This is a genomic window from Synechococcus sp. J7-Johnson (assembly GCF_024345795.1).
In the GTDB taxonomy this organism is placed as follows: domain Bacteria; phylum Cyanobacteriota; class Cyanobacteriia; order PCC-6307; family Cyanobiaceae; genus Regnicoccus_A.
Window position 1 is genome coordinate 1 of sequence record NZ_JAGQBU010000025.1, and the last position, 14,878, is coordinate 14,878.

Sequence of the window (14,878 nt, forward strand, 5' to 3'; positions counted from 1 at the left end):
ATTCAGAAGGAAAGCTGAGATTCGGGCCGACGTATCTACCGTAAGCCACTGGTCAATAGCGAAAAGGGCTAGTCCAACCACCGGATAAGATCGTGGCTGCGCACGATCTATCCTTGTTCGTTAGGCCTCATACTTGCCTCACCTAGGAGAAGCAATGCCAATCCACCACAACATGCTGGGTCATACGCCCTCTGCTACAGAGCGCATTCTCTTTCCCATCTCAGATCAAGCCTTGGGAGCCCAGGCGTCCCTGCTGTATGAGCACGTGCTGAATCCAGGGGTCGAGGTGCCGTTTCACCAGCACCCATACGAGGAAGTCATCGTTTGCATTTCCGGAGCCGCCGAGTGCTCACTGAACAGTGGCCCCTGGCAGAGGTATGAGCAAGGCAGCGTGCTAATCATTCCGCCCAACACACCGCACTCCCTGAGAAACATCGGTTCCGGCCTTCTGCGGCAGCTGGCCTTCATGCCATCGAGCGTCAATAAAACTAAATGGCTGGCTCCCAAAGGCAGCGTTGAGTGAGATTTGCATCGGATGATGCCTATCCAGGCGCTGAGCACGGGTGCCCACCGGGGGACATTCGGCTCGTCGGTAGGCGCCACCTATCCAGCGACACCTTCATAGATCTGGGGGTCGCGGAGCCTGTCAGGCGCCAAGGCGTCGCAACGGAACTCATCGAGACCATCAAGCTCGTAGCCCAGCATCACGGTATCCGAGAAGATGTCATGCAATTCGACATTCTTCCCGGCCGGCAGTCGAAATGATCGAATTCCGCCATGAAGCCCGCCGCCGTTGGGCTGCAGGCATAGAGACCGATCTGCAGCGGTCCCGTCTCGCCCAGCTCCTGTAGCCGTGCCATCCGCAGCTGCTCCCAATGCTCCCCATCCAGGCTGGAGTCGGCGATCACATCCCGGCCTTCGCGGCGCAGCCGGAACCACACCGTCGTGATCTCCCGGGCCAGGGGCTGGGTCGACCAGTCGGAGGCCTGGGCGTTGGTCACCACCGCGCCGAGCCTGTTGGGACCGTCCGGTTCAAATTCCACCGAGGTCTTGATCCAGCAGGCCGGCGACAGCCGCAGCAGCAGCCCGGCATGGTCATAGCGGTGCCGCGGATGGGCCGTCACCCGGCTGGTCAGCACGACATCACCGTCCAGCTCCGCCAGCAGGGCATGGCCGTTGTCTGCCTCAAAGCCGTAGTGGGTGCGCTGCCAGAAGTCAGTGCGGCCGGCTGGCCAGAGCCGCAGGCGGCCCGCGGCGGCATCGCGCTCCCATCGCGGCGGCTCGTTCAGCCAGAGCAGGTCTGTGTCGTGGTTCATGGCGTCATCGGGGTGCAGACCAGGCCGATCTCCTGGCCGTAGGAGAGCTCCAGGGTGTGGCCGTCGGGATCGCGCAGGAAGGCCCAGATCCCCACGGGCGGGCCATCGTCCCGGGGGTCTGCTAGCAGCACCCCCTCGGCGCGGGCCAATGCGCAGAGCTCCAGCAGCCGCTCTGGCGTGGCGCACCCCACCCCGAGATGGCCCATGGGCCGCAGGGGCGCGTCGACCACCGCGGTCTCGATCAGCACCACGACGAAGGCTCGGGTGCCGTCGCCGATCCAGGCGACGTGCGGCCCCGTCTCGCTGTCCCGCCGGTGGACCAGTCGCAGGTCGGTGTAGGTGGCATAGAAGGCCAGGCTCCGCTCCAGATCCGTGACGGGCAGGGCCACATGGGTCAGTCCGATGTCAACCATGACGAGGCAGGAGCAGGCCATAAAGGCCAGCCAGGCCCAGTACCACGGGCACCAGCAGGGCGGGCACGCCGGCCAACCCCATCTCAGCGGCGATCCAGCCCAGCGACGTGGGCACAACAACCGCACCGGCACTGGCGGCACTGGTGGCGAAGCCGACGGCGGCCGGCACCAAATGGACGGGCAGGCGCCGCGGGATCAGCAGGATCGTGGCGGGAAAGATCCCGGCCAGGCCGAATCCCGCCAGTGGCAGGGCAACCCATGGCTCGGTCCCATGGGACCAGCCGATCTGGGCCGCCAGCAGCAGGGCGAGCGAGCAGCTGATCCACCGGATCACGCCCAGCCGCCCCACCAGCCCACCGAAACAGAATCGGCCCGCCGTGAGCCCAAGCCAGTAGAGGCTGATTCCGATGCCGGCAGCCACCGCCGATTGGGAGCGGCCGAGGTGCTGAACACTGAAGCCCCAGGTGCCGATCGAGGCCTCGATGCCCACCGCACTCAGCAGCACCAGCCCGCTCAGCCCCACGGCAGGCCGCCGCAGGGCCTGCCCCAGGACTCGCCAGTCGCCGCCTTCAGCCGCTGGGGGACGCTGCCACGGGCAGGTCCGGCGTTGCCGCCAGACCACCAGCAGCACCAAGCCGCTCAGGCCGGCCAGCACCGCGTAGACCAGGCGCCAACCGCTCCCCAGGGCCAGCAGCGTGGTGGCGATCGCCGGCCCCGTGAAGGCGCCGACGCCGTAGAAGCCATGCAGCGGGCCGATCAGCCTGGCGCCGGCCTCGTGCTGCGCCACGGCCGTGTTGAGGCCGGCGTCGATCAGACCGATGCCCAGGCCCACCGCCACACCCGTTGCCACCATCACGTCCCAGCGGGGGGTCAGGGCGTAGAGCAGCAGGGCCGACGCCAGCAAGGTGAAGGCCACCATCAGCATCCGGTCAAGCCCCAGCCGGCTGTTCACCACGCCGTTCAGCAAGGCCGCGAGGGCATAGCCACCGATCTGGCTGGCCAGCAACAGCGTCACCGACCCCGTGCTCAGCACGAAGGTGTCCAGCAGCGAGGGAACCAGCACGCCGAGGGCCGCTTCCACCGCCCCGATGACCACAAAGGCGGAGCAGGCCACCCCCATCCGCAGTTCGCCCGGTGCGTCAGCCATCGGAGTGGGAGCGGTGGGACGGGGTGGCATCACTGCGGCGTAACGCCACGGCGAACATCAACAGCAGCACCGCCAGCCAGCGGCCGGGCCCGTTCTGGCGCTGGGGGACCCCCCAGCCAGCCCCAGTGATCGATCAGCAGCGAGCCGATCAACTGGCTGAAGACCACCGTCATGGTGGTGGCGGTGAGTCCGAGTCTGGGAATCACCAGGGTGGACAGGGTCACGTAGAGGGCGCCGAGCATGCCGCCGCAGAGGGCCCAGGGCGGGACCTCGGCGAGACGCTCCAAGCGGCCAGCACGGAAACCTCCCAGGGCCAGCAGCAGGCTGAGGGCGGCGGCACCCACCAGGAAATTGATCGTGGCGGCGGCCACCGCGGAGCGCAGGCTGCCGCCCAGACGCGCATTGGCGGCCCCACCCAACGAGAGAAGACTGCCTGCCGAAAAGGCTCAGAGCACGGCCGAAAAGGGGTTCATCGCCCACCCCCCGGCTGGGTGAGCAGGGCCATGGCTGCCAGGAACAGCGCCATGGCCGCGTAGCCCCGGGCGCCGAGACGCTGGCGGCGCACCCCCAGCCAGCCGTGGTGATCCATGACGAGGCCGGCGACCGCCTGGCCCGCCACCACCAGACCAAGCGTCAGAGTGGCGCCGAGACTCGAGATCACCAGGGTGCTGGAGCTGACATACCAGGCGCCAAGCACCCCGGCCAGCAGGCTCCAGCGCGGCGCCGTCCGGATCGCCCGCCAGTCGGGTGCCGGCATGAGGCCACTGAGCAGCAGCCCGACCAGGGTGACCGAACCCAGCAGATAGGAGTGGAGGGCGGCGAGAGGAACGGACTGGAGCGACTGGGCCAGCTGGGCGTTCATGGCCGCCTGCACCGGCAGCAGGGCGCCGGCCAGCAGGGCCATCGCCACCGGCATGGCCGAGGACACGGGGACGACAGGCAGCGTCGAGCGGGGCAGAGGCAGGCAAGACATCTCGATATCAAGAGACTTGATTCGAAGCTAGGGGCCGGTTGTCTTGACGTCAAGCTATTCTCGAGCCATGGCCTCCGACCGCATCGACCAGATCCTGAGCCAGTGGCAGCAGGCGTCCCCGGCGCTGGATGTCTCCGCTCTCGCCGTGGTGGGGCGGATCCTGCGCATCGCCCGGCTGCTGGAGCGCCAGCGCGAAGCGTTGCTGGTCCCCCATGGGCTGAGCGTCTGGTCCTTTGATGTGCTGGCCACACTGAGGCGGCAGCCTCCGCCGCACCAGCTCACCCCCACTGAGCTATACGGCGCGTTGATGCTGTCCTCGGGAGCGATGACCAACCGGATCGATCGCCTGGAGGGCGACGGCCTGGTCGAGAGACACCGCGAAACAACGGATCGACGCAGCGTCCTGGTGCGGCTCACGGCCAGGGGCGTTGAGGTGGTGGAGACGGTGCTGCCTCAGATCCTTGGCAGCGAGCGGGAACGGCTGGAACAGTTCACGACGTCGGAGGAGCGTGATCTGCTGGCAGGACTGCTGCGCCGCCAGCTCCTGGCCCTGGACGCCTGCGATTGAACCCCTCCCCAGCACCCCAAGGGGGCCCACCGCCACGCCATGCCTTCAGCTCTTTCCTTCAGGCCACTGACAGGGGCCGACCGCTTCTCCTTCGTCCCGATGTGCGAGGTGCCGGAGCAGGAACAAGCATCTGGGAGAACCTGCGACAACAGATGACGGAGGAGGGGGCCACCACAGTGCGACTCATCGTTCAGAAACAGAATCCCCGGGCACGACGATTCTGGGAGCGGCAGGGATTCGCTGTGGAAAGGGAGATGGTGGCCAAAGCCGGAAAGCTGGAGAGCCCAGTCTGGCTGTTGCAACGTTCTCTGGGAGCGGAGGCCGCCCATGCGGTGGCAACACGGAGCAGGCGGGACCTTGCCGCTTAGGCGCATGCGTCAGACACGACGATGAAGATGAGACTCGAACCCTGCAATCCTGCCCGCTTCTGGTCTGAGGCGTTGGACAGACCACAAAGCCACGAATCAAGCCTGAGCGAGTTGGCCAGCCGACTTTCTGCGAATTCATTGATCATGTACTCAGAGCTCTCTCTGTAGATCCTGGTGGGCTGGCAGAACGGCATATTCAAACTTTCTCGCAGGCGTATTCGGGGTGAGTGCCCGCGTTACATCCGCCTCAGCTTTCAAGTGGATTGCGCACACCGGGCAGCCGCCCTCGGGCCAGCTGCTGTTTGGGGTCGAACTGGGCTTTCACCGCCTCGATCATGGGCCTGGAGGGCACGTCCTCCCAGGCCGGCAGCGGGCTGGTGCCCGGCGGCTGCTGCAGCACGGTGAGCACCCCGCCGCGGGCCACGCAGTTTCGCCGTAGTTCCTCCACCCGGTAAGCGGGCAGGTCGGATCCAGCCCAGCTGTCGCCGAGGCCGCTGCCGGCGCCCAGCACCACCGGCAGGTCACGCAGCACCCGCTCCGCCAGCAGAGCACTGGCTTGGGCAGGGAGGGTCCCCAAGCGCAGCAGCCAGCCTTCGGGCTGCGGACGGCCGAGGGCCACGGCCCGCAGGGCTTCCAGCCTCTCCGGATCCAGGGGCTGGCCCCGCAATCCCAGCTGCTCGGCCCGGGTGCGGATCTCCAGGCACTGGGCCCGGAGGGCGGCATCACTGACGCTGGCAAGACCCAGCAGCAGGGCGTGCTGGGGATCAGCTCCGGCCTGGACGGCCAGAGTCGGGCTCCACCAGTCGATCAGCTCGGGGGTGAGGCTGGAGCGCAGCAGCCAGCGGCGCAGTTCATCGAGCGGCTCAAGCTCACCCTGCAGCAGCAGGCCCCGCCGCTCAGGCGGCTGGGGGCTGGTGCGCAGGGTCAGCTCCGTGATCAAACCGAGGGAGCCCCAGCTGCCCGTGAACAGCCTCATCAGGTCGTAGCCGGCCACGTTCTTGACCACCTTGCCGCCAGCCCTTGCCGCCACCCCGTCGGCCCGCAGCAGGCCGATGCCGATCAACTGGTCGCGGACACCCAGATAGCGCTGGCGCAGGCCCCCGGCCAGGCCACGGGCCACCAGACCCCCCACCGTGCCGGCCCCATTGCCGTCAGCATCGCTGCCCCAGGGCCAGTCGATGGTGAGCCACTGGTTCTCTCGCCGCAGGGTCTCCTGCAGTTCCCGCAGCGGGGTGCCCGCCTCCACCGTCACCGTGAAATCCCCGACGGCGTGGTCGAGGATGCGGTTCAGCCGCTGGCTGCTCACCACCGTGCTGGTCTCCTGCACCGGTGGCCCCCAGTGCAGGCGGCTGCCGCTGCCGGCGGGCAGCCAGGGGGTGCCATCCGCGTGCAATGCCTGCACGAGATCAGCCAGATCGTGGGGCTCGGGGGTGATCACGGCACGATGGTGCCATGGCCCCCTGGCCCTCCCCCGCATCCGCTGGTTTGAAGATCATCGTCCTGGATGACGACCCCACCGGATCCCAGTCGGTGCATGGCTGTCCGCTGCTTCTGCGCTGGGATCCGACCACCCTCAAGCGGGCCCTGCCCGACCCTTCCCCCCTGCTGTTTCTGCTCAGCGACACCCGGGCGCTGGAGCCCGATCAGGCGGCGGAGCGGGTGAACTCCATCTGCCGGTCGCTGCGAGAAGTCCTGGGTGATCCCACTGGCGAATCCGGCCCCGGCTCCTGGCTGCTGGTGAGCCGAGGGGATTCCACCCTGCGGGGCCATTTCCCCCTGGAGATCGATCGGATCGAGGCGGAACTCGGCCCCTTCGATGCCACCTTGCTGGTGCCCGCCTTTCTGGAGGGAGGTCGCACCACTGTGGATGGGGTGCACCTGCTCCACGGCGAGCCGGTGCATCGCTCGGCCTTTGCTGACGATGCCCGATTCGGCTATCCCACCAGCGATCTGCCCGCCTGGGTGGAGCACAAGAGCGGTGGCGAGCGCCTGGCCGAGTCGGTGCAGCAGATATCCCTGGCGGAGCTCGAGCCCCACGGCCACCAGGCGCTGGTGGAGCGCCTGCTCGCCTTGAGTGGCAACCCGCTGGTGGTGGTGAATGCGCAGCGGCCCGAGCAGCTCGAGGTCCTGGCGCGGGCCGTGCGGGCGGTGCTGCCCGCCAGGCGGCTGCTCGTCCAGTCGGCGGCGAGCTTTCTACAGGCGCTGGCCGCTCTGCCGCCCCAGCCGCTGCCGCCCGCCTCCCTGGCCCGCTTACGCCGCGGTGCGGCCCCGGGCGCGGTGCTGGTGGGATCCCATGTGCCCCTGAGCAATCAGCAGCTGCAGCTGCTGCTGGTTGAACCCGCCTGCGCCGGGGTGGAGCTGCCGGTGGAGCGGGTGCTTGAGACCATCCGGCGCCTGGGTCCTGAGTCGGCCGATCTGGCTGATCAGGCCCTCGAACCGCTCCAGCAGGAGCTGCTGGAGCGCCTGGCGAGCGCCTGGCTGTCAGGTCGCACGCCGGTGCTGTTCAGCAGCCGGGGTGAGCGGCCCTGCCACAACGCCGGCGAGCGGCAGCGGTTGTCGCGCACCCTGGCGGGGCTGATGGCCCGACTCGCTGCCGGGCTGCCGCCGGAGCTCAGCTACCTGATCAGCAAGGGCGGCACCACCAGCCAGACCCTGCTGCGCGATGGCCTGGCCCTGACTGCGGTGCGGCTGGAGGGGCAACTGCTGCCGGGCCTCTCGCTGCTGCGCCTGCCCGCCGACCACGCCCTCTTCCCGCAGCTGCCCCTGCTCACCATGCCGGGCAACCTCGGCGTCGCTGAAACCCTCCGCCAAGCCTGGTGGCTGATGGAAGGCGTCAGCCGCCGGTGATGCTGCGCATCAGCAGCTCCACCGGATGGGCCACGGGGATCGCGCGGGCCGTGGTCTCCATGTGCTGGCGGATCTGCAGGGTGCAGCCGATGTTTGCGCTCACGGCAAGATCGGCGCCGCTGCCGCCGAGATCGGCGGCCTTGATCCGGCCCAGTTCAGCGGCTTCCTCGGGCTGCACCAGGTTGTAGATGCCGGCGCTGCCGCAGCACACGCCCGCCTCCACCGCCTCGACGATCCGCACGTGGGGGATCTGGCGCAGCAGCTGCCTCGGCTGCTGGCTCAACCCCTGGCCGTGCAGCATGTGGCAGGCATCGTGGTAGGCCAGGCGCAGGGGTCGATCGGCGCTGGCGGGGGTGCCATCGCTATGGCGCAGGGGCTGGAGCCGAGCCACGAACTCGGGGCTCAGCCCCACCCGGTGCAGGAACTCCTGAATGTCGGCTACATGGGCGGCGAAGGCGCTGCCCCGCGCGGCCCACTCCGGTTCTTCCGCCAGGATCGTGTCGAGCTGCTTGAGGGTGTGCCCGCAGCCGGAGGCCGCCACCAGCACCGCATCCAGGGGTTCTGGACCCGCTGGCCGGCCCTCACCGATCACGGACTCGAAGCGGTCCAGCAGGTCCTTGCTCAGGGCCCGGGTCTGCTCCAGTTCGCCTTGGTGGTGGGTCATGGCACCGCAGCAGTTCTGCTCGGGGGGGATCACCACCTCGATGCCGTTGGCGCTGAGCAGCTCGATCGCGGCACGGTTCACCGCCGGGTCGAACAGCCGCTGCACGCAGCCGGTGACCAGGCCCACCCGGTAGCGACGATCGCCTTGGGCCGGGATCAGCACCGGAGCTGATGGCTGGAAGGCATCAGGTTGCAGCGCCGGCAGCAGCCGCTCCATCGCCTCCAGCTGGGGCCCCAGCAGCCGGGTGAGACCGCTGCGGCGGGCGAAGGTCTGCAGGGGGGTGCCCGCGTAGAGCCGCAGGGGTTGAAGCAGCGCCCGCAGGCGTGCGGGGTAGGGCAGGAGCTGGAACAGCAAAGACCGGAAGCTGCGTTGCCAGGGGGAACGCAGCTCCGGAGCATTCAGCCGGGGCCGGGTGGCGGCGATCAGCTCGTCGTAGCGCACCCCCGAAGGGCAGGCCGAGACGCAGGCCAGGCAGCCCAGGCAACTGTCGAAATGGCTGGCCACGGTGGCATCCAGCGCCAGCTCGCCACGCTCGATTGCCTTGAGCATGTGGATCCGACCCCGGGGCGAATCCATCTCACTGCCCAGCACCCGGTAGCTGGCACAGCTCGGCAGGCAGAAGCCGCAGTGGATGCACGGATCAGTGGCGAGCGTGCTGGCTGTGCGCAGGAAGGGATGGTCGGGTTGAGTGACTGTCATCGCTGGGGGCCGGGGCGCTGGAGCCGGTGCTCAGGGATCGAAGTGGTCGATCACCGCCTCGGCGAAGCCGGAGCAGCTCACAGGCTCAACTCGAGGTTCCATAAGTCTGGCGAGGTCGTAGGTGACCTGGCCGTTCACGATCGCCGCGCTGATGCCGCGGGTGATCAGATCGGCAGCTTCTTGCCAACCCATGTATTCGAGCATCATCACGCCCGAGAGGATCACCGAGCCGGGGTTGATGCGGTCGAGACCGGCGTGCTTGGGTGCCGTGCCATGGGTGGCCTCGAAAATCGCCGCGTGATCCCCGATGTTGGCCCCCGGCGCCATGCCCAGGCCGCCCACCACCGCGGCGGCGGCATCGGAGATGTAGTCGCCGTTGAGGTTGAGGGTGCAGAGCACCGAATACTCCTGGGGCCGGGTCTGGATCTGCTGGAAGATGCTGTCGGCGATGCGGTCATCAACCAGCACCATTGATTTCCACTTGCCGTAGCCGTGGCTCTCGCCGATGGCGGCCAGCACCTCCTTCACCTCGGTGTCAACCGCCGCTTTCTTCTCGGGGGTGAGGCTGTCGTAGCCGGGTTCGATCAGGCGGGCGTTGTCTTCGACGCTGAGGCCGTGGTTGCGGGCGAGGTTGTCGAGGATCCAGCTCTCCCGCTCGGTCACGCAGACGTCGCGGAATTCACTGGTGGCCACCTCATAGCCCCAGTCACGGAAGGCCCCCTCCGTGAATTTCATGATGTTGCCCTTGTGCACCAGGGTCACGTGGCGCTTGGCGCCTTCAAGCTTCATGGCGTGCTGGATCGCCTTGCGCACATGGCGCTGGGTGCCGGCCTTGCTCACCGGTTTGATGCCGATGCCTGAGCCCTCCGGGATGCGGCGCTGGCCGAGCTTGCCGTTGGCGGGGATCACCACGTCGTTGAGGTGGGCGATCAGCTCCACGCACACCGGATCCGTGGCCTCCCACTCGATCCCCATGTAGATGTCTTCGGTGTTTTCCCGATACACCACCACGTCGAGATCCTGGGGCCGCTTGTGGGGGCTGGGGGTGCCTGTGTAGTACCGGCAGGGGCGCACGCAGCAGTAGAGGTCGAAGATCTGGCGCAGGGCCACATTGAGCGAGCGGATGCCGCCGCCGATCGGTGTGGTGAGCGGTCCCTTGATCGCCACGCCGTACTGCTCGATGGCGGTCAGCGTGTCCTGGGGCAAATACTGATAAGTGCCGTAGATCTCACAGGCTTCATCGCCGGCGAACACCTTGAACCACTCGATGCGGCGCTCGCCCCCGTAGGCCTTGGCCACCGCCGCGTCAAGCACCCGCTGCGTGGCGGGCCAGATGTCCACCCCGGTGCCGTCGCCGCGGATGAAGGGAATGATCGGGTCGTTGGGCACCACCGGCAGGCCGTTCTCGAAGCGGATGGCGCTGCCCGTGGTGGGCGGGGTCAGCTGGTCGTAGGCGGGAGCTGGGGTGGACGCCATCGGCGGCAGGTCATGCGAGGTGAATCCGGATGAGGAGGGGTGGCCCGTGGTCATCCGCCGACCATGTCTCGCAGCGGCCGGCGGCACACTGCAGCATGGGTTCAGTGGGGCGAGCCTAAGTTCACCCCATCCGCACGTCTGCTCAGGGGAAACGCCATGAATGCGGCAGACCTGGCCCGCAGTCCGGAGATGGCCCAGGCCATCGCCTCCGCGGCCGGCCTGTTCAGGCGCCATTTCCCCGATGCCAAAGCCAACCTCACCCCCTGGCGCGACGACCCCGACACCCGGCGTTTCGCCGAGGAGGAGTCGGTGGATCTGGCCTTTCATTTCCCGGGCTGGAGCCCGCGCCTGCAGTGCCGCAGCCTGCTGATGCAGCTGCGCCTGGCCGCAGCACCTGCACCGGCTCAGGGACCGCCCCGTTTGCTGGGAGTGGTGCTCAGCGGTATGACCTTTCAGGGTGAGCAGTGGCGGCTGGCCACGGTGGGCGACTGGCGTCCCAGCGGGCCCAATCTGCCCCAGGCCGAGGTGGTGGAGAAGCTGCAGCAGGTCTGCCGGGAGCTGTTCACCCTGCTGGCCCGCGACCCGGATCAGCAGGACCAGGCCGCTTAAACCTTCGCAACCAACGCGGGACTCTCACAGCCCATCAGCCCTACGTTGACTGTTCCGTACAAACAGCACCCCGCTGAGATGGCTGTCGATCTGGCGTCCCAACTGCGCGAAGGCACCAAGAAAGCGCACACGATGGCCGAGAACACCGGCTTCGTGACCTGCTTCCTCAAGGGAGTGGTCGACAAGATCAGCTACCGCAAGCTGGTGGCCGACCTCTATTTCGTCTACAGCGCGATGGAGGAGGAGATCGGCAAGCTCAAGGGCCACCCTGTCGTGGGGCCGATCGCCAGCGATGCCCTCAACCGGCGTGCCGCCCTCGAGGCCGACCTGGCCTTCTACTTCGGCTCCGACTGGCGTCAGCAGGTGAGCCCCACCCCCGGCGCCGAGGCCTACGTGGCCCGCTTGCATCAGGTGGCGGCCGACTCACCCGAGCTGCTGGTGGGCCACCACTACACCCGCTACATCGGTGATCTCTCAGGCGGGCAGATTCTCAAGAACATCGCCCAGAAGGCGATGAGTCTGGGTGACCACGATGGTCTGCGTTTCTATGAGTTCGATGCCATTCCCGATGAGAAGGCATTCAAGGCGAACTACCGGATCAGCCTTGATCAGCTGCCGATCGATCAGGCCATGGCAGATCGCATCGTGGCGGAGGCCAACCATGCCTTCCACCTCAACATGGTGATGTTCCAGGAACTGGAGGGGAATCTGGTGGCGGCCATCGGCAAGGTGCTGTTCGGCTTCCTCACACGCCGTCAGCGCACTGGCAGCACCGAGGTGGTCGCCGCCTGAGCTCCGCCCCGGTCATGGCCTGAGCCAGAGTCGTCGGCGATCGAGCCGGTTCCCTTGCGTCCACTCCGATTTCTGGTGCCCGGCACCACTGGCCGCTTCCGCTGCGGCGGCCTGCAGGTGGAACTGCAGACGGCCCGCCTGACGGCCGCGCTGGTGCCCACCGAGGTGGTCACCTATCGCCAGCGGCAGCCGGCCCACCCTTTCCTGGGCGATCTGCTGCGCCACGAGCCGGCGCCGGGCTCGGCCCTCTGGATCGTGAGCTGGGGCTTCGACGTGCCGAAGCTGCTGGGCCAGCTGAAGGGTCGGCCGGTGGCTTACCACGCCCACAGCAGCGGCTACGGCTTCGATCTGCCACCCGGGGTGCCAGTGCTGGCCGTGAGCCGCAACACCCTGGGCTACTGGGGCGACCGGGCTCCACGCAACCCACTGTTCCTGGTGCCCAATGCCCTTGAACCCCATTGGATCGACCGCGGCCTTGAGCGCGACATCGACGTGCTGGTGCAGGCTCGCAAGACCAGTGCCTACGTGCTTGAGACCCTGGTGCCGGCCCTGCGGCGACGGGGATTGCGGGTGTACGTACAGCAAGGTTGGGTGGACGACCTCGTGGAGCTGTTCAACCGCAGCCGTGTGGTCTTGTACGACTCCGCTGATTACTGGCGCGGCCGCGGGGTGAGCGAGGGCTTCGGGCTGCCGCCGCTGGAGGCGATGGCCTGCCGTTGCGTGGTGTTCAGCAGCCTCAACCATGCCCTGGCAGATTTCCTCGATCCGGGGCGGCTGGGCCATCAGATCGGTTGCGGCACCCTGGAGTCCGACCTGGAGCGGATCAGTGCGGCGGCGCTGGATCCCCAGGCCTGGCGGGCCGAGCCGCAGCGATTGGCGTCGTTGCTGGAGGCCTGCGGGGAACCTGAACTGTTGCGGCGCTGGTCCGAGGCGCTGGAGCTGATCGATCAGCACTGGGATCGTCTCCTGGGCCGGGATCAGGGGGGCTCCTCAGGCTCGGGCGAGCCGCCCCTGAGCTCGCTTCCTGCCTGGCGCCTGCGCTGGCAGCAGCGCGTGGGGCGCTTGCAGGGCTGGCTGTCCCGTTGACCCCGGTCGGATTCAGTCACATACCGTCAATGCTGAATGGGCTCGGCTGCGCTGGGATCTCCGCTTCGATCGATGCCGCGTATGCGCAGCAGAACGGTGTCCCAGCTGCGCAGCCTGCTGGCTTACCTGCCGCCGGAGCGCCTGCGTGCACTGACGGTGCTGCTGCCCCTCTCGATCATTCCAGGCCTGATCGACCTGGCCACCGTGGCGATGGTGGGCCGGTTGATGGGGGCGTTGGTGGGCAGCAAGCTGCCGAACACCCTTCCGGGGGTAAAGGTCTTCGGGGGCAATCCGGTTGATCAGAGCCTCTGGCTGATCCTGCTGCTGATTCTCCTCTCCTGGGTGGGCTCCTTCTCCAAGGTGGGTCTGCAGTTCTTCCAGCAGCGCCTAACCGCCAAGATCTGGATCGATCTGTGCAACCTGATTCATTCCAGGGTGTTGGCCCAGAGTTATGAATTCCATCTCTCCAAGAGCACGGCCAAGCTCTCCACCCTGTTGCTGAGTCATATCAAGAAGACCTCCAATTCGGTGGTCAATCCCTTGCTGCGCATGGTGGGCAGCATCTTCTCGATCCTTCTGCTGTCCTTCGGGATGCTGGTGGTGGGCCGCGGGCTGGCTGTGATCCTGATCAGTTCCCTGGTGGGGGCCTATCTCACCCTGTCGCTGGTGATCACCCCCTACCTGCGCCATGCCTCCAAGCAGAAACTTCGACTGGAGTCGCGTAGCGCCCACATCCTGATGGAGTCGCTGGGCTCCATCCGCGACATCCGTCTCACCGGTGCCGAGGGCTATTTCCGCGACTCCTTCGTCTCGACCGGCGAGAAGGCCAAGCAATACTCCTGGGCTTCAGAGCTGCTGCCCACCCTGCCGAGGATGCTGATAGAGCCGTTCGGTATCACTCTGATCTTTGCGGTGGGGGCCGTGCCGGCCCTGCTCAGCGGCGATAGCGACCGCATCATCCAGATCATTCCCTTCCTCTCCACCCTTGCGGTCGTGGCCCTGAGGCTCACCCCGCCCCTGCAGGATTTCTTCTCGGCCCTCACCCAGCTGCGCGGTGGTCTGCCGGTGATGGAGAAGACCCTCGAATACCTGAACCTGCCCCCGGACCGGCCAACCCTGCAGACCCCAGGTGTGCCCAGCCCTGAGGGCATCTTCCCCACCCGCACGATCCGCCTGCGCGACGCCTGGTACAGCTACCCGGGCAGCCATGAGCCTGTGCTGCGCGGAGTGAGCCTCTCGATCCCGGTTGGCTCCCGCATCGCCCTGGTGGGCTCCACCGGCAGCGGCAAGACCACGACCGCCCACCTGCTCCTGGGTCTGCTCAACCCTGAGCCGGGCTGCCTGGAACTCGATGGCATCCCCGTCAGCGATCTGGATGTGCCTGCCTGGCAGGCCTGCTGTGCCCAGGTGCCGCAGTTCATCAACCTGCTCGACGCCAGCATTCTCGAGAATGTTGCCTTCGGTCTGCCCGAGATGACCGTCGACACGGACGAGGTCTGGGATGCCCTGCATGCCGCCCAGCTGGCGGAATTCGTCAGTGAGATGCCCTACGGGCTGCACACGCCTGTGGGGGAGAACGGTCTCCAGCTCTCCGGCGGCCAGCGACAGCGTCTGGCCCTGGCGAGGGCCTTCTTCCGCCGGGCCCGCTTCCTGCTGCTGGATGAGGCCACCAGTGCCCTCGACAACCGCACCGAGAACGAGGTGATCGAGGCCCTGGAGGTGGTGGGCCGCCGCTGCACCACCGTGGTGATCGCCCACCGGCTCAGCACCGTGATGCGTTGTGATCGCATCTACGAGTTCGAGGCTGGGCGGATCAAGGCCTCCGGTACCTTCGAGGAGCTGCAGCAGCGGTCGGAGACCTTCAGGGATCTCGCCTCTCTGGAACGCAAGCTGGTCAGCTGACGCCCTTCTCCTTCCCCC

16 protein-coding genes are annotated in these 14,878 nt (G+C 67.4%); 8 read left to right on the top strand and 8 right to left on the bottom strand.

The window, feature by feature from the left end; genetic code table 11:
* The first annotated feature begins 232 nt into the window (after nucleotides 1–232).
* The gene (locus tag KBY93_RS11865) at nucleotides 233–523 is read left to right on the top strand and encodes a cupin domain-containing protein (protein WP_255094629.1); all 291 of its coding nucleotides are present in this window, start codon (nucleotides 233–235) and stop codon (nucleotides 521–523) included.
* A 181-nt stretch (nucleotides 524–704) separates the two neighbouring features.
* Here the strand turns inward: KBY93_RS11865 and KBY93_RS11870 are convergent, their stop codons facing one another.
* Genes KBY93_RS11870 through KBY93_RS11890 form a run of 5 tightly spaced genes read right to left on the bottom strand, consistent with a single transcriptional unit; the run spans nucleotide 705 to nucleotide 3,804 of the window.
* Nucleotides 705–1,316, bottom strand: coding sequence for a DUF1349 domain-containing protein (locus tag KBY93_RS11870; RefSeq protein WP_255094630.1), 612 nt, complete (start codon nucleotides 1,314–1,316; stop codon nucleotides 705–707).
* Complete coding sequence (locus KBY93_RS11875) at nucleotides 1,313–1,729, bottom strand: VOC family protein (protein WP_255094631.1); 417 nt, start codon at nucleotides 1,727–1,729, stop codon at nucleotides 1,313–1,315. Before KBY93_RS11875 ends, KBY93_RS11870 begins: the two co-directional genes overlap by 4 nt.
* Nucleotides 1,722–2,876, bottom strand: coding sequence for a sugar MFS transporter (locus KBY93_RS11880; protein WP_255094632.1), 1,155 nt, complete (start codon nucleotides 2,874–2,876; stop codon nucleotides 1,722–1,724). Before KBY93_RS11880 ends, KBY93_RS11875 begins: the two co-directional genes overlap by 8 nt.
* Before the next feature lie 29 nt (nucleotides 2,877–2,905).
* Nucleotides 2,906–3,295, bottom strand: coding sequence for a DMT family transporter (locus tag KBY93_RS11885; protein WP_255094633.1), 390 nt, complete (start codon nucleotides 3,293–3,295; stop codon nucleotides 2,906–2,908).
* 50 nt (nucleotides 3,296–3,345) lie between these two features.
* Complete coding sequence (locus tag KBY93_RS11890; RefSeq protein ID WP_255094634.1) at nucleotides 3,346–3,804, bottom strand: DMT family transporter; 459 nt, start codon at nucleotides 3,802–3,804, stop codon at nucleotides 3,346–3,348.
* A gap of 112 nt (nucleotides 3,805–3,916) precedes the next feature.
* Here KBY93_RS11890 and KBY93_RS11895 point away from each other — a divergent pair, with 112 nt between their 5' ends.
* Nucleotides 3,917–4,417, top strand: a complete 501-nt coding sequence (locus KBY93_RS11895) for a MarR family winged helix-turn-helix transcriptional regulator (protein WP_255094635.1) — start codon at nucleotides 3,917–3,919, stop codon at nucleotides 4,415–4,417.
* A complete protein-coding gene (locus KBY93_RS16290) occupies nucleotides 4,414–4,785 on the top strand; it encodes a GNAT family N-acetyltransferase (protein WP_399223098.1) in 372 nt (123 codons plus the stop codon). The genes KBY93_RS11895 and KBY93_RS16290 overlap by 4 nt, the downstream gene beginning before the upstream one ends.
* Before the next feature lie 247 nt (nucleotides 4,786–5,032).
* On the opposite strand, the gene KBY93_RS11900 is transcribed toward KBY93_RS16290, so the two are convergent.
* Entirely contained in the window at nucleotides 5,033–6,223 is a 1,191-nt protein-coding gene (locus KBY93_RS11900) for an FAD-binding oxidoreductase (protein WP_255094636.1), read from the bottom strand.
* Between the two features lie 14 nt (nucleotides 6,224–6,237).
* Here KBY93_RS11900 and KBY93_RS11905 point away from each other — a divergent pair, with 14 nt between their 5' ends.
* Entirely contained in the window at nucleotides 6,238–7,632 is a 1,395-nt protein-coding gene (locus KBY93_RS11905) for a four-carbon acid sugar kinase family protein (RefSeq protein WP_255094637.1), read from the top strand.
* Here the strand turns inward: KBY93_RS11905 and KBY93_RS11910 are convergent.
* Together KBY93_RS11910 and KBY93_RS11915 are read right to left on the bottom strand one after the other, a co-directional pair.
* Nucleotides 7,619–8,995 (bottom strand): (Fe-S)-binding protein, encoded by a 1,377-nt coding sequence (locus KBY93_RS11910; RefSeq protein ID WP_255094638.1) that lies wholly within the window; start codon nucleotides 8,993–8,995, stop codon nucleotides 7,619–7,621. The two genes, KBY93_RS11905 and KBY93_RS11910, sit on opposite strands and share 14 nt — an antisense overlap.
* A 30-nt stretch (nucleotides 8,996–9,025) precedes the next feature.
* Nucleotides 9,026–10,471: an NADP-dependent isocitrate dehydrogenase gene (locus KBY93_RS11915; RefSeq protein WP_255094639.1), complete on the bottom strand. Its 1,446-nt coding sequence runs from the start codon at nucleotides 10,469–10,471 to the stop codon at nucleotides 9,026–9,028.
* A gap of 156 nt (nucleotides 10,472–10,627) precedes the next feature.
* Here KBY93_RS11915 and KBY93_RS11920 point away from each other — a divergent pair, with 156 nt between their 5' ends.
* The 4 genes from KBY93_RS11920 (at nucleotide 10,628) to KBY93_RS11935 (ending at nucleotide 14,860) form a co-directional block, all read left to right on the top strand.
* Complete coding sequence (locus tag KBY93_RS11920) at nucleotides 10,628–11,080, top strand: hypothetical protein (RefSeq protein ID WP_255094640.1); 453 nt, start codon at nucleotides 10,628–10,630, stop codon at nucleotides 11,078–11,080.
* Nucleotides 11,081–11,158: 78 nt separating this feature from the next.
* Complete coding sequence (locus KBY93_RS11925) at nucleotides 11,159–11,872, top strand: heme oxygenase (biliverdin-producing) (RefSeq protein WP_255094641.1); 714 nt, start codon at nucleotides 11,159–11,161, stop codon at nucleotides 11,870–11,872.
* A gap of 54 nt (nucleotides 11,873–11,926) precedes the next feature.
* Nucleotides 11,927–12,958, top strand: a complete 1,032-nt coding sequence (locus KBY93_RS11930) for a glycosyltransferase (RefSeq protein ID WP_255094642.1) — start codon at nucleotides 11,927–11,929, stop codon at nucleotides 12,956–12,958.
* Between the two features lie 81 nt (nucleotides 12,959–13,039).
* On the top strand, nucleotides 13,040–14,860 hold the full coding sequence (locus tag KBY93_RS11935; protein WP_255094643.1) for an ABC transporter ATP-binding protein: 1,821 nt from the start codon (nucleotides 13,040–13,042) through the stop codon (nucleotides 14,858–14,860).
* The last annotated feature ends 18 nt before the right edge of the window (nucleotides 14,861–14,878 follow it).

Excerpts from the sequence above, each read along its gene's own strand:
- KBY93_RS11920 (WP_255094640.1), top strand. The coding sequence starts at position 10,628 with ATGAATGCGGCAGACCTGGCCCGCAGTCCGGAGATGGCCCAGGCCATC.
- KBY93_RS11895 (WP_255094635.1), top strand. The coding sequence starts at position 3,917 with ATGGCCTCCGACCGCATCGACCAGATCCTGAGCCAGTGGCAGCAGGCG.
- KBY93_RS11870 (WP_255094630.1), bottom strand. The coding sequence starts at position 1,316 with ATGAACCACGACACAGACCTGCTCTGGCTGAACGAGCCGCCGCGATGG.
- KBY93_RS11905 (WP_255094637.1), top strand. The coding sequence starts at position 6,238 with ATGGCCCCCTGGCCCTCCCCCGCATCCGCTGGTTTGAAGATCATCGTC.
- KBY93_RS11910 (WP_255094638.1), bottom strand. The coding sequence starts at position 8,995 with ATGACAGTCACTCAACCCGACCATCCCTTCCTGCGCACAGCCAGCACG.
- KBY93_RS11875 (WP_255094631.1), bottom strand. The coding sequence starts at position 1,729 with ATGGTTGACATCGGACTGACCCATGTGGCCCTGCCCGTCACGGATCTG.
- KBY93_RS11925 (WP_255094641.1), top strand. The coding sequence starts at position 11,159 with ATGGCTGTCGATCTGGCGTCCCAACTGCGCGAAGGCACCAAGAAAGCG.
- KBY93_RS11915 (WP_255094639.1), bottom strand. The coding sequence starts at position 10,471 with ATGGCGTCCACCCCAGCTCCCGCCTACGACCAGCTGACCCCGCCCACC.
- KBY93_RS11880 (WP_255094632.1), bottom strand. The coding sequence starts at position 2,876 with ATGGCTGACGCACCGGGCGAACTGCGGATGGGGGTGGCCTGCTCCGCC.
- KBY93_RS11935 (WP_255094643.1), top strand. The coding sequence starts at position 13,040 with ATGCGCAGCAGAACGGTGTCCCAGCTGCGCAGCCTGCTGGCTTACCTG.